The sequence below is a fragment of the Brasilonema sp. UFV-L1 genome (genome assembly GCF_012912105.1).
In the GTDB taxonomy this organism is placed as follows: domain Bacteria; phylum Cyanobacteriota; class Cyanobacteriia; order Cyanobacteriales; family Nostocaceae; genus Brasilonema.
On record NZ_QMEA01000062.1, the window covers coordinates 23,117 to 36,509 of the forward strand.

The following is a 13,393-nucleotide window of genomic DNA, read 5'->3' on the forward strand; positions in this document are numbered from 1 at the left end:
TTGAATTTCAAGAATTTAAAGAGAGTGAAGCAATGAATAGCCCTGTCTTGTACGGGTAGACCGAAAAACACCTGCAAAGATAACCACTAAGCGTGCTAATTTTTATAGTGCGGATGAAAGGACTTGAACCTTCACGCCTTGCGGCACTAGAACCTAAATCTAGCGCGTCTGCCAATTCCGCCACATCCGCATTAGTAGTCTATATTATCATAACAAAGTCATCTGTTGCAACACCTAACGATTAATTATAAGGAAGGCTGGCTGAAAACCCTTGAGGAACAGGCGCATAGCGCCGTATTCCCCCTAAGAGGGGAGGTAAGATCAAAACTTGGACGAAAGTCACGCGTTGAGGCACTCGCCTATGAGTAAACAAACCCAGTCCACACCACAGCAGCGCTTGTTTCACTATCTACCAAGCACTAACCAGAGAATCATCAGCTTTGACTAAATACCGCAACACGAGGTAAACGGTGCTTAAAACCACAGAGAATTTCCCAAGAAATTGTATTTAATTGATTTGCCCAATCTTCAGCAGTAATTTCTTCTTTTCCCTGTGTTCCAAGTAGAGTTACGACTTCGCCTTCCTGTACATCTGGTAATGCACTGACATCTAGCATCAACTGATCCATTGTAATTGTGCCAATCTGCGGCACTCGTTGACCACGAATTAACACTTGCATTTTATTGGAAAGATTGCGAGGAACACCATCGGCGTAACCAATTCCTACCACAGCAAGGCGGAGTTCGTCTGAAGCAACAAATTGATGACTGTAGCTGACACCAGTTCCAGAGGCAATAGTTTTTACTTGTGTGACTCGCGCTTTAACTTGTAAAACAGGTTTCAAGTCTATGCTTGAGCGCAAATGCTCAGCTGGGTAAAGTCCGTGAATTGCTAAACCTACACGCACAATATCATAATGCAATGCTTTATCGGTTAGGGTTGCAGCTGAATTTGCCAGATGTAGGCAAGGCGGTTGTATGCCTATTGTCTTGAGTTGGGCAATTGCTTGCTCAAACCTTTGCTGCTGCTGTATCATAACTGTGCGGTCGAGACTATCTGCCGTTGCTAAGTGAGAATATATACTAGCAATAGTCAGATGGGGTAACCGTTGTACAAGCTGAACAAACTCAGCAGCCTCGCGCCAATTGGTTCCTAACCTAGACATTCCTGTATCTAATTTCACGTGTACAGGTAGTGAAGTCTCGGTATTGATGGTTTCTAAAGTATTGGAAAAAACTAAAGCTTGTTTAGGACAAATCAATGTTGGTTGAAGTTTCCATTTGGCGATCGCATGAATTTGTTCTGGGGTATGAGTTGCACCCAAGATCAAAATTGGAGCTTTCATTCCTGCTTCTCGCAATTGAATTCCTTCTGGAACTGTCGCGACTCCTAACCAACTTGCTCCAGACTCTAACACAGTTTGGGCGACTGTAACTGCTCCATGTCCATAAGCATCAGCTTTCACCACCGCCATCAGCTGGGTGTAGGGTGAGAGTATCTTTAAAAGCTGCTTGACGTTGTACGACAATGCTGACAAGTTAATTTCTACCCAAGCACGTTGCGACAACCAGGGGTAGGTATCTAACTGCTGATTAGAGGTTAAACTGGAAGTTTGCTCGTGACTCAACATCTTGAATAACTCCTATCACACCACTGTTTGGCTTCTAAATCATTTACATTATTCTTACTGTTAGAAGCCTAATCGTGATCTCTGGTCGAAGTTTACCTCTAATTTTGGAGTCGGCACAAGATCATGAGGGCACACCCAAGGATGCTTATTTGCTCACGCCCTTGAGAAAATCTATGTAAATTTAGGAGAACTCTCCCACACTGGCTTCTGTGCTTAGAACTCAAACCAAAAATAACTTAACTGTTTGGAAAAATTTAAACCTTGATTCATAAGCGTTTAAGGGATTCCAAAAGGTAACTTATTCTTGCAGAATGCCTTAGCAGTCTTTTTATTTTTCAGTTTTGCCGGATGTATAATTTTTTTTCATCACCAAAGCAGAATATAATTGTGTTAATATATGTAAAATTAATAGCTTGAGCGCTAATCAATGGGGAAAGTTTTAGTTCTAAACGCCTCTTACGAACCGCTCAATATCACGAGCTGGCGGCGAGCTGTCGTGTTACTCATTAAAGGCAAAGCTGAGCGAGTAGAATTCAGTCACAAGCAAGTCTACCTGGGCTTTCCACTTCCGACGGTTATTAGGTTACGTCACTATGTGCGCGTTCCCTATAAAGAGATTCCTCTCACTCGTCGGAATATACTACACAGGGACGGTCACACTTGCCAGTATTGCGGTTACACGGGAGATGATTTGACATTGGATCATGTCGTACCGCGATCGCGCGGGGGCGGCGATACCTGGGAAAACATTGTTACAGCATGTGTCCGCTGCAATGTGAAAAAGGGTAATCGTACGCCCAGTGAAGCTCACATGATGTTGCGTCATACTCCGCGCCGACCTTACAGTAGTCTCTACTTTGAGGTCAGCAAACATCTCAAAAGTGGTATGCATCAAGAATGGCAAAAATATGTTATAGGTCTCTGACAATTTCTGCTGGTTTTAAACAAGGCAGTTGTCAGTTTTTTTGCTTTATTGACCTTGCTTGGTGATTGTAGCTTATCTACAGTTTTTTGTGGGCTTTAACCTTTGAAGCTGATAGAAAAGCTTGAACATCTGCGAGTCTATCGAGAGCAACTTATCTAGTATAGCACATATTAATGTCAAAACAAGCAGGGTGCGTCCCAAACTCTACCAAAAAAGAAAAGGTAGTTGCTCCAAGCATTTTCCTGGAAGGTTGTTGCTTATAAAATATTGACAAAAAATAGACTGGAAGATACAGTTTACAGTTTTGATATTTTGCAAAGATCATAGTAGTCATGTATGGCTGAAGTATTAAATGACAAAATCTCGTATTTCTAAACAAAAAAAGGAGCCTCACACTTATAAAAACGTTTCATATGCACTTTAATTCTTCTCTTACTCAGATTGAGAGTTTGCCGTTGACGGGTGACCCTACTCCAGATGATTTTGAAACGGACAAAGATTTAGTGGAACTTCCACTAACTAAGCACTCAGGTACAGCATTAGCAAATGATGGTCCTTCTCTGAGTCAGCGTAACAATTCATTGGTAAATCAGAAATCAGAAGAACTGCACAATACGTTTCTTGCACATAAACAAGAACGCCAACTAGTCATTCTTCAAGATTTTCCTGACCCTGATGCCTTATCATCTGCTTGGGCTTACCAGTTAATTGCTCAGCAATACGACATCAAATGTGACATCATTTACGCTGGTGCATTGAGTCACCAAGAAAATATTGCTTTGGTCAAGCTGACTGGCTTACCTGCCCAGCGTTGGACACTACAAACACTCAAAGGCAAGGACTTATCTTCCTACCAAGGTTTTGCTCTCATAGATAACCAAGGAACGACTTCTCAGCTAGTACCTTTAGTACAAGAGGCAGGAATACCAATAGTGGTGGTGATCGACCATCACAGTTTACAAAGTGACATCAAATCAGATTTTTTTGATGTTCGTCCTTCTGTACGCGCGACAGCAACGATTTTTACACAGTACTTACAGACCGGGTTGCTGACTCTAGATAGCAGCATAAATCAGCACGTCAAGTGCGCAACAGCCTTGATGCATGGCTTGCGATCGGATACTAATAGACTGATGCAAGCACAGGAAGAGGATTTTATGGCTGCAGCGTATCTGAGCAGATTTTATGACGCGCAGTTGCTGAACGCTATTCTACAGGCGAATCGTTCTAAGCGAGTCATGGACGTGATAGAGCGATCGCTCAAAAACCGCATCGTGCAAAATAATTTTTCGATAGCTGGTGTTGGTTACTTACGTTACGATGACCGCGATGCCATCCCCCAAGCGGCAGATTTTCTTGTGACAGAAGAAAACGTCCATACAGCCGTCGTCTACGGAATCGTTCACGATGAAGATGAGGAGCTAGAGGTGATTATTGGTTCCCTGAGAACTAGCAAACTGACCCTCGATCCTGATGAGTTTATTAAAGAAGCGTTTGGTCAAGATAGCAGCGGACGCTTTTTCGGGGGTGGACGGATAAGCGCAGGTGGCTTTGAAATTCCGATGGGTTTCTTATCTGGAGGTAATGAAAATTCTGCTTATGCGAAGATGAAATGGGAAGTTTTCGATTCTCAGATTAAGCAGAAGCTCCTGAGATTGGTCAATCCGAAAGATAATCCAATACAGCCGGAGTAGATGAGATGGGGAGCAGGGGAGCAGGGGAGCAAGGAAGTGGGGGAATTTTTGACTCCTGACTCGGTGACTCCTGACTCCTACCGAGTAAATGAGATGAGGAGACAAATATCTCAGTGGAACTGTATTTAATTCGTCATGGAATTGCTGAAGAAAGGCGAGTGGATATCAAAGATGAGGAACGTTCGCTGACCAAAGAAGGTCGCCAAAAAACAGAGAAAGTTGCCGAACGATTGAAAAAGCTAGGTTTGCATTTTGACTTGATCGCGACTAGTCCCTTAACACGAGCTCGCCAAACAGCAGAAATTTTGATATCTACTGGGCTGAGTTCTCAGCTAGAGGAATGTTCTTACCTTGGTCCAGATGGCTGTCTTGAAAGTTGGGTTTTGAACTGGCTGAGTCCAAAAACTTATTCATCCGACAGCCAACTTGCTTTAGTTGGACATGAACCAGATTTGAGCACTTGGGCAGAAATTCTTCTATGGGGACAAGCTAAAGCAACCTTAGTTTTGAAAAAAGCGGGTATGATCGGGGTAAAACTACCAGAAAAAGGCTCCCCTCTGGGTCGTAGTCAGATGTTTTGGTTGACGCCACCCAAGTACTTGCTCTAACAGTGGGGTAACGTTTCTGAAAGAATTTTTAGGAGAACGGATACTGTTATGGTAATAACAATTTCTGGTAAGTTAGCCTGAAAAAATCTTTCACAAAAAAGCAGATGGTGTTGCCATGATGGTGTGCGAATACAAGCCTGGATTGGACGGCATTCCCGCCGCTCAATCCAGTATTAGCAATGTTGACGGGCAAAAGGGAATACTAGAATATCGTGGCATCCGCATTGAGGAATTAGCGTCAAAAAGTACATTTTTGGAAACTGCTTATCTCCTAATTTGGGGTGAGTTGCCCACATCGCAAGAACTGGTAGCATTTGAGCAAGAAGTTCGCTCTCACCGGCGGATTAAATATCACATTTGCGATATGATGAAATGCTTTCCAGAAAGCGGTCATCCTATGGATGCACTTCAAGCCTCTGCTGCAGCCTTGGGCTTGTTTTATTCGCGTCGTGACTTGAATAATCCTGCTTACATTCGGGATGCTGTTGTTCGCCTCATAGCAAAGATTCCAACAATGGTGGCGGCGTTCCAGTTAATGCGAAATGGGAATGATGCAATACGTCCTCATGAAGACTTGGACTATTCTGCTAACTTTCTGTACATGCTCAAAGAGAAAGAACCTGATCCATTGGCGGCGCGGATTTTTGATATCTGTTTGATACTTCACGCTGAACACACAATGAACGCCTCCACCTTTAGTGCTAGGGTTACAGCGTCTACTCTAACAGATCCATACGCAGTGGTAGCTAGTGCGGTGGGAACGTTGGGAGGACCGCTGCATGGTGGGGCTAATGAAGAAGTCATTCAGATGTTGGAAGAAATTGGCTCTGTAGAAAATGTGCGTCCCTACATTGAGGATTGTCTCGAACGTAAAGCCAAGATTATGGGCTTTGGACATCGTGTGTACAAGGTGAAAGACCCACGCGCTACAATTTTGCAGAACTTGGCAGAACAGCTGTTTACCAAGTTTGGACATGACAAGTACCATGACATTGCCCTAGAAATGGAAAGGGTGGTGGAGGAAAAACTCGGTCACAAAGGAATTTATCCTAATGTTGACTTTTATTCAGGTTTGGTGTATAGAAAACTGGGAATTCCTACAGATTTGTTTACACCAATATTTGCGATCGCCCGCGTTGCTGGTTGGTTAGCACATTGGAAAGAACAGCTAGAAGAAAACCGAATTTTCCGTCCCACCCAAGTTTACGATGGCAAGCACGACGCTCCTTATATTCCCATTGAGCAGCGTTAGGGAATGAGGAGGGAAGGAAACAGAGAAAAAGGGAGGGAAGCAAGGATATTTTCCTACACTCCCTCATCTACCCCAACTCCTCCGACTGGGGTTTGATTAGCGAATTCTAATCCTTACCATAGGTAGAAAATCTCGTATGGCTAGAAGGGTAAAAACCATCCAACGGTATACTAGGCATGGGAATTGCAAAAAATCTTAAATTTTGCATGATTTAGGCAGAAATCTTAATGAGCGAATTTACAGTTATTAACAAGCGTGGATAGTTGTAAATGACAATGATCTAATGACTTGAAGAGCAAAAAACATGAATTCAGGAATTGATCTGCAAGGAACTTTTATAAAATCCCTCATGGATTTGGGATTGCCAGCTGGCGCAGCCAAGGCGATTTGGATGCCACTGCCAATGACTTTGATGATTATTGGTGCCACGATGGGAGTGTTGACCTGCGTTTGGCTAGAGCGGAAAATTTCCGCAGCAGCACAGCAGCGGATTGGTCCTGAGTATATTGGTCCATTGGGTTTACTGGCTCCCGTAGCAGATGGTCTCAAACTTGTTTTCAAAGAAGACGTGGTGCCAGCTAAGTCTGACAGTGTGCTGTTTACCCTGGGTCCAATCATCGTTGTACTACCGGTGTTTTTGTCCTATCTGGTTGTGCCTTTTGGACAGAATATAGTGATTACAAATGTTGGGATGGGGGTATTCTTGTGGATTGCTTTGTCTAGCATTCAGCCAATTGGCTTGTTAATGGCTGGTTACGCATCCAATAACAAATACGCTCTCTTAGGAGGGTTGCGGGCTGCAGCACAATCAATTAGCTATGAAATTCCGTTGGCACTGGCTGTGCTGGCGATCGCCATGATGTCCAATAGCCTCAGCACCATCGATATTGTAGAACAGCAATCTGGTTATGGTATTCTTGGCTGGAATGTATGGCGGCAACCAGTCGGTTTTCTCATATTTTGGATAGCAGCGCTTGCTGAATGTGAACGACTGCCTTTCGACCTTCCGGAAGCTGAAGAAGAACTGGTCGCAGGTTATCAGACTGAATACTCTGGTATGAAATTCGGTCTGTTCTACGTGGCTTCCTATGTGAACCTTGTCCTTTCTGCCCTGTTAGTAGCAGTTTTATACTTGGGCGGTTGGGATTTTCCCATTCCCATCAATTTAATAGCTGGTTGGTTAGGGGTGAGTGAAACAAATCCTGTTTTGCAAATAGTAACCGCTTCGTTGGGAATCACCATGACCGTACTCAAAGCATACTTCCTTGTCTTTCTGGCAATTTTGCTGCGCTGGACAGTGCCACGGGTTCGCATTGACCAATTGCTAGATTTAGGATGGAAGTTCTTGCTGCCTGTTGGTTTGGTGAACTTGTTACTCACTGCAGCTCTGAAACTTGCCTTTCCCTTTGCCTTTGGTGGTTAGTCATTAGTCATCGGTCATGAGTCGTTAGCATATACACAAAATGACTCATGACAAAAGAGGAAGGACAAATGACGCTGATAGCTTAAAAAGAGAGAGACACGCTATGTTAAAGTTCCTCAAGCAAGTTGGTGATTACGCAAAAGAAGCGGTGCAAGCTGGTCGCTATATTGGTCAGGGTTTATCTGTAACCTTCGACCATTTGCAGCGGCGTCCAGTCACCGTACAGTATCCTTATGAGAAACTCATTCCTGGTGAGCGGTTTCGCGGTAGGATTCACTTTGAGTTTGATAAGTGCATTGCTTGCGAGGTTTGTGTTCGGGTTTGTCCGATCAACCTCCCTGTCGTAGATTGGGAATTTGATAAAGCAAGCAAAAAGAAAAAGCTCAAACATTATAGTATTGACTTTGGAGTTTGTATCTTCTGCGGTAACTGCGTCGAATATTGCCCGACGAACTGTTTATCAATGACAGAAGATTATGAGCTTTCTACCTATGATCGCCATGAATTGAACTATGACAACGTGGCGCTTGGTCGTTTGCCATACAAGGTGACTCAAGATCCAATGGTCACACCTTTGCGTGAACTTGTTTATTTACCCAAGGGTGTCATGGATCCCCACGGACTACCTGCGGATGCGCCTCGCCCTGGTGCGCGTCCAGAAGACCTTGTAGAACAGGAAAAATAAACGTAATGAGTCAAGAATCAGTAGTCTATGAGTTTTTGATTCTTGACCGGAGGCGGAGCGTTTCTACCGGCTCCGCTGTTGATTTTTGATTCTTGAGTTTTGACTAAGGACAAAAAACAGTGAATCTAGCAGAAGGAGTACAGATTGTTTCTTTTGGCATACTGGCAGTGATGTTGATTGGGACAGCGCTGGGTGTGGTGCTGTTTGATAACGTCGTCTATTCAGCCTTTATGTTAGGAGGCGTATTTGTTAGCATTGCTGGGCTATATCTATTGCTAAATGCTGACTTTGTAGCAGCAGCGCAATTGCTAATTTATGTTGGTGCAGTTAACGTGTTGATTTTGTTTGCCATTATGCTGGTAAACAAGCGGGAAGCTTTTGCGCCCTTTCCTACTGCTTGGATACGCAAAGCACTTACAGGTGTCGTCAGTCTGGGATTGTTTGCACTTTTGAGTACGATGGTGTTGGCAACTCCTTGGTCACTGTCTACTGCCATACCAGCAAGTGACACCATTGTTTTAATTGGTCAGCATTTCTTCACTGACTTTTTGCTACCTTTTGAACTAGCTTCCATTTTGCTTTTGATGGCAATGGTAGGCGCGATCATTTTGGCACGTCGCGAGTATCTGCCTGAACAAACGATTTCTTCAGAACAACAGCAAGTTTTGACACTACCAGAACGTTCCAGAGAACTGGTACAGGTCGGCGAATCGAGCCGCAATATTCAGTAAACAGTTATAAATTCGCGCTGTTGTTCACTGATAACTGATAACTGATAACTGATAACTGACAATGGGGGACATCAAAATTCATGCAGATCCAGTACTTTTTATTGCTTGCAGCAGCTTTGTTCTGCATCGGTATTTATGGCTTAATTACTAGCCGCAATGCTGTAAGAGTGCTGATGTCGATTGAGTTACTGCTCAATGCTGTTAATTTAAACTTAGTAGCGTTTTCCAACTTCTTAGACTCAATCGCAATTAAGGGTCAGGTATTTACCGTATTTGTCATCACCGTAGCGGCAGCTGAAGCGGCGGTAGGTTTGGCGATTGTACTTGCCATTTATCGTAACCGCGATACTGTCGATATGGAGCAGTTTAATCTCCTGAAGTGGTAATTCTGTGGAGCTCAAGCAGGTTATTATTGCTTACAAAGCACGAGATTCCCAAAGTAAACGCTGGGCAGAAATCTGTGCAAAGCAACTAGAACATCGTCACTGCCAAGTTTTGATGGGACCAAGTGGACCAAAAGATAACCCATATCCGGTGTTTTTGGCTTCAGCAGGGCAACCAATTGACTTGGCTTTGGTACTTGGTGGTGATGGTACCGTTTTAACTGGTGCTAGACATCTCGCCTCAGCTGGCATCCCAATACTAGCAGTGAATGTGGGAGGTCATCTGGGGTTTTTAACCGAGTCTGTAGAGGAATTTCAAGATACTGAACGAGTTTGGGATCGATTATTAGAAGACCGTTACGCTATTCAGCGGCGGATGATGTTGCAAGCCGCAGTCTTTGAGGGAAACAGTACAAATTTGGAACCAGTGTCTGAGCGTTACCTGGCTTTGAATGAAATGTCTGTCAGACCAGCTTCCGCTGATCGCATGATCACCTCAGTTTTGGAGATGGAAATTGATGGTGAAGTCGTCGATCAATACCAAGGAGATGGGTTAATTATCTCTACTCCCACTGGTTCTACAGGTTACACTGTTTCTGCGAATGGTCCGATTATACATGATGGTATGGAGGCAATTACCATCACTCCCATCTGTCCAATGAGTCTTTCCAGTCGCCCGCTTGTCTTACCTCCTGGTTGTGTGGTCAGCATTTGGCCCTTGGGCGATTACGATTTAAGTACTAAGTTGTGGACGGATGGGGTATTAGGGACTTCCATTTGGCCGGGACATCGTGTTGATGTGCGAATGGCAGATAGTCGGGCTAAGTTTATTATTTTACGGGAGAACAACTCGTATTATCAAACGCTGCGAGAGAAGTTGCTGTGGGCAGGAACAAGGATTCGTTACAGTAGTGCTAGTCATGCGAATTGAGTGTAATGACTGCTCCTCTTCCCTTGTTTGTGTTCATAAGAGTTGTTTTCTGGTTCTTGGGTAAAACTTTTCATCTCAACTATCAGACGAAGCCTGCTTGGTGCAGGCTTTGTTTGTATCGCCTTAATGATCAGCGGTTGAGGTTTTCAGTTTCCATTATTTACATAAACAGCATCCACCTCTACCTCTATCAACATCGCTGGATGTATTAAAGATTTCACTTCTACCATTGTTGTCGCAGGCGGATAATTTGCAAAGAATTCTTGATGCGCTCGTCCAAATTCAGCCCAACGACTAATATCAGTGACAAACATTCGAGTCCGGACAACATGACTGATGTCTGCTCCCAAGTCTCGCAAAGCTTTTTGGATAATTTCAAAACAACGCTTTGCTTGTGCGTATGCATCGCCAGGAGAAAACACTCCTCCCGCTTCATCGACTGGTGCTGTACCAGAAACATAAATGTGGTTTCCGACTCTTATAGCGAGTCTGTAACCTACCTTTGATTCCCAGGAAGCTCCAGAAAAAGTTCGCGTGACTGGCATGGTATGCTAAGGCTAAAGGTTCACAGAAAAAATTGTACTTGCAATAGCATTGTTTATCACAATTTGGACTCCAGCTTTCGCTGCAACATAAATAAGAACATTAATTTTTTGGAGCGTAATCATACTTCTGCTAAATTGACAATTCTCAAGCATAAGTTCAATTAATGAACAAATCTTTGCTAAATTCGCTAAATTCTTTCCAGGCTTGATAATAGTAAAGTGTTCATTGGTAAGTCATGCACAACTTCATCAAGCTACAGCAATCCTAATAGAGTTGTTAAATTCTTTGGATTCTCTTAGCTTTGTTCCTTTATATCCTGTGCGATTCGTTAGAAAACAGAAACCAGGTTATGCGCCATATCAAACTTGCTCCGAATTGGTTGCGGTTTCTCATTGTCGTGGTATTAGTTGTGGGTGTCTTTTTTCGCTTCTTCAATCTTGAGAGCAAAGTTTATGGACACGATGAAACTTACACTTCATTGCGAGTTTCTGGATATACCAAGACAGAAGTCAGGCGGCAAATTTTTAATGGTCGTGTTGTTGATAGGGAAGCATTTGCTAAGTTTCAGCGTATTAATCCTGAAAAAAATTTAGGTGATACACTCAAATCTTTAGCGATAGAAGATCCTCATCATCCTCCGCTTTATTACGTTATAGCACGATTGTGGGCGCAAATCTTTGGCACTTCGGTAACAGCTATTAGAAGTTTATCTGTCATTATTAGCTTGTTGGTATTTCCCTGTGTTTTTTGGCTGTGTCGAGAATTATTTAACGTGCCTTTGTCAGTACCTTTTTTGGCGATCGCTCTCGTAGCAGTCTCCCCAATTCATCTTATCTACGCTCAACAAGCACGAGAATATATTCTTTGGATTGTCACAATATTAATCTCTAGCGCTTCTTTACTGAGAGCTTTACGACTAGAATCAAAACGACAAGTTAGCGATGCCTGGCGGCAAGCCGCTAGCCCCTTAGGGGGCGCTGCGCAAATGCGTCTACGCACTGCAACATGGGGAATTTATACACTCACTTTAGCACTCAGTCTTTATACATCTTTACTAAGTGGATTTGTCGCAGCTGCTCATGGAATTTATGTCATGACAAGGACAAGATTTCGCTGGACTAAGACAGCCAAAATTTATACAATAGCAGCGCTTTCGGGCTTTTTAGTTTTTACACCTTGGATTTTAGTTATTCTGACCAACCTGTTGCAATTTCATCGTGGGATAGCAGAAACAACACAGAAATTTTCACCATTTACTTTAATTCAATCTTGGCTATTGAAGTTAAGTCATATTTTTGTGGATTTCGACTTTGGCTTAGAAAATCCTCTCAGCTATCCAATGACTTATATTTTTTTAATTATAGTTGGATATTCAATTTATTTTCTTTGTCGTACGACTCATCCAAAAATTTGGTTATTGATTGTGTTATTGATTGCTGTACCTGCACTACCCTTAATGCTTCCAGATTTATTTTTTGGAGGAACGCGAACAACAGCAGAGCAGTATTTAATTCCTTCTTATTTGGGTATTCAACTAGCAGTGACTTACCTTTTTGCGTATCAACTTTATGATGGTATTTTTACACTCCGGAGAATTTGGCAAATAATATTTGTATTAGTCATTGTCTGTGGGATATTTTCTTGTATAGTCAGTTCTCAAGCAGAAACTTGGCTGAGTAAGGGTGTCAGTTCTGGTAATCCACAAGTCGCCAGAATGATAAATCAGGCTTCTCGTCCACTTTTGATGAGTGATTCTTTTGGTATGAATTATGGAAACGTTTTTTCTCTGAGTTATCTTGTGGAGGCAAAGGTACGATTTCTGCTGATGAAGGACAAAAATATTCCGAAAATTCCTAAAGGTTTTACTGATGTGTTTTTACTCAATCCTTCAAGTACTTTGCGTCAGGGAATTGAAAAGAAATACAAGTATAAAATTCAGAGAGTTTACGGTAATCAATCTTATTCAGTATGGAAAATAGCGAAAATTTAAGTAAATAAAGAATAGACCTACAAAAGGTATATTGTCATTCTGTAGTTTTTGAAAACTTTTGTGTGTACTGTCTCAAAAGTGGAGTAGACGTGGCTTCGCTTCTGACCGGAGTTCCGGAGTAGGCAGGGGAAAAATGTAGCGGAATTGGTATCTAATAAGCTGTGGCGCTTTTAATTTGCATATTTGTGTTGGTCTAATCAATCATCGAAACCCTCTTCCCTTCAGTATAGCTGCCTTGCTGTTGTGCATTTTTAATGTACAACAGCTTATTTACCTATAGTTTCACCAACTATGAGATGAAAATTTGATGAAAAACTTGCTTTGGCAAAAAAGTACCAATTTTCAAGAAATTCTCAGCCTAAATTCATTTACTTCCTGGAAAGACAGTTTAAATTGTCCTTAGACATAGATTTGAGGACTCTAAACCGATGAATTAGAAGTATTTATCGCTGGTTGTTAGTATTGTTGCTCTGCTAACCATTAAGCGGTATGTTGTCGTGTATTCAATGCTACCTTGAATTTCCACAGTAAAAGTATTTTTTGATACAAAATTATCCGATTTATGTAGAAACGCAGAAGTTTTTTGAGTCAAAT

Annotated in this window: 12 protein-coding genes and 1 tRNA gene; 10 read left to right on the top strand and 3 right to left on the bottom strand. The window is 42.5% G+C overall.

All coding sequences use genetic code 11. From position 1 onward, the window contains the following. Positions 1–108: 108 nt before the first annotated feature. Together DP117_RS18220 and alr are read right to left on the bottom strand one after the other, a co-directional pair. Positions 109–190: transfer RNA gene (locus tag DP117_RS18220), tRNA-Leu, on the bottom strand. A 244-nt stretch (positions 191–434) separates the two neighbouring features. After that, entirely contained in the window at positions 435–1,631 is a 1,197-nt protein-coding gene (gene alr / locus DP117_RS18225) for an alanine racemase (protein ID WP_169219697.1), read from the bottom strand. A gap of 427 nt (positions 1,632–2,058) precedes the next feature. Here alr and DP117_RS18230 point away from each other — a divergent pair, with 427 nt between their 5' ends. From DP117_RS18230 to DP117_RS18270, 9 genes are all read left to right on the top strand, one after another. Beyond that, entirely contained in the window at positions 2,059–2,556 is a 498-nt protein-coding gene (locus DP117_RS18230) for an HNH endonuclease (RefSeq protein WP_169219698.1), read from the top strand. A gap of 413 nt (positions 2,557–2,969) precedes the next feature. Further along, complete coding sequence (locus tag DP117_RS18235) at positions 2,970–4,250, top strand: bifunctional oligoribonuclease/PAP phosphatase NrnA (protein ID WP_169219699.1); 1,281 nt, start codon at positions 2,970–2,972, stop codon at positions 4,248–4,250. Between the two features lie 113 nt (positions 4,251–4,363). After that, the gene (gene sixA, locus DP117_RS18240) at positions 4,364–4,858 is read left to right on the top strand and encodes a phosphohistidine phosphatase SixA (protein ID WP_169219700.1); all 495 of its coding nucleotides are present in this window, start codon (positions 4,364–4,366) and stop codon (positions 4,856–4,858) included. 115 nt (positions 4,859–4,973) lie between these two features. Continuing rightward, the gene (locus DP117_RS18245; protein WP_169219701.1) at positions 4,974–6,110 is read left to right on the top strand and encodes a citrate synthase; all 1,137 of its coding nucleotides are present in this window, start codon (positions 4,974–4,976) and stop codon (positions 6,108–6,110) included. Between the two features lie 304 nt (positions 6,111–6,414). After that, a complete protein-coding gene (nuoH, locus tag DP117_RS18250) occupies positions 6,415–7,533 on the top strand; it encodes an NADH-quinone oxidoreductase subunit NuoH (RefSeq protein ID WP_169219702.1) in 1,119 nt (372 codons plus the stop codon). A gap of 103 nt (positions 7,534–7,636) precedes the next feature. Further along, positions 7,637–8,218: an NAD(P)H-quinone oxidoreductase subunit I gene (ndhI, locus tag DP117_RS18255; protein WP_169219703.1), complete on the top strand. Its 582-nt coding sequence runs from the start codon at positions 7,637–7,639 to the stop codon at positions 8,216–8,218. Positions 8,219–8,337: 119 nt separating this feature from the next. Beyond that, a complete protein-coding gene (locus tag DP117_RS18260; protein WP_169219704.1) occupies positions 8,338–8,949 on the top strand; it encodes an NADH-quinone oxidoreductase subunit J in 612 nt (203 codons plus the stop codon). Between the two features lie 80 nt (positions 8,950–9,029). Then, complete coding sequence (nuoK, locus tag DP117_RS18265) at positions 9,030–9,335, top strand: NADH-quinone oxidoreductase subunit NuoK (protein WP_169219705.1); 306 nt, start codon at positions 9,030–9,032, stop codon at positions 9,333–9,335. Between the two features lie 4 nt (positions 9,336–9,339). Next, positions 9,340–10,263: an NAD(+) kinase gene (locus DP117_RS18270; RefSeq protein ID WP_169219706.1), complete on the top strand. Its 924-nt coding sequence runs from the start codon at positions 9,340–9,342 to the stop codon at positions 10,261–10,263. A 146-nt stretch (positions 10,264–10,409) separates the two neighbouring features. Here DP117_RS18270 and DP117_RS18275 read toward each other — a convergent pair whose 3' ends face one another. Continuing rightward, positions 10,410–10,808 (bottom strand): RidA family protein, encoded by a 399-nt coding sequence (locus tag DP117_RS18275; protein ID WP_169219707.1) that lies wholly within the window; start codon positions 10,806–10,808, stop codon positions 10,410–10,412. Between the two features lie 350 nt (positions 10,809–11,158). On the opposite strand from DP117_RS18275, the gene DP117_RS18280 reads away from it, so the two are divergent. Next, positions 11,159–12,799, top strand: a complete 1,641-nt coding sequence (locus DP117_RS18280; RefSeq protein WP_169219708.1) for a glycosyltransferase family 39 protein — start codon at positions 11,159–11,161, stop codon at positions 12,797–12,799. Positions 12,800–13,393 lie beyond the last annotated feature (594 nt).

Excerpts from the sequence above, each read along its gene's own strand:
- alr (WP_169219697.1), bottom strand. The coding sequence starts at position 1,631 with ATGTTGAGTCACGAGCAAACTTCCAGTTTAACCTCTAATCAGCAGTTA.
- DP117_RS18230 (WP_169219698.1), top strand. The coding sequence starts at position 2,059 with ATGGGGAAAGTTTTAGTTCTAAACGCCTCTTACGAACCGCTCAATATC.
- DP117_RS18235 (WP_169219699.1), top strand. The coding sequence starts at position 2,970 with ATGCACTTTAATTCTTCTCTTACTCAGATTGAGAGTTTGCCGTTGACG.
- DP117_RS18245 (WP_169219701.1), top strand. The coding sequence starts at position 4,974 with ATGATGGTGTGCGAATACAAGCCTGGATTGGACGGCATTCCCGCCGCT.
- nuoH (WP_169219702.1), top strand. The coding sequence starts at position 6,415 with ATGAATTCAGGAATTGATCTGCAAGGAACTTTTATAAAATCCCTCATG.
- ndhI (WP_169219703.1), top strand. The coding sequence starts at position 7,637 with ATGTTAAAGTTCCTCAAGCAAGTTGGTGATTACGCAAAAGAAGCGGTG.
- nuoK (WP_169219705.1), top strand. The coding sequence starts at position 9,030 with ATGCAGATCCAGTACTTTTTATTGCTTGCAGCAGCTTTGTTCTGCATC.
- DP117_RS18275 (WP_169219707.1), bottom strand. The coding sequence starts at position 10,808 with ATGCCAGTCACGCGAACTTTTTCTGGAGCTTCCTGGGAATCAAAGGTA.
- DP117_RS18280 (WP_169219708.1), top strand. The coding sequence starts at position 11,159 with ATGCGCCATATCAAACTTGCTCCGAATTGGTTGCGGTTTCTCATTGTC.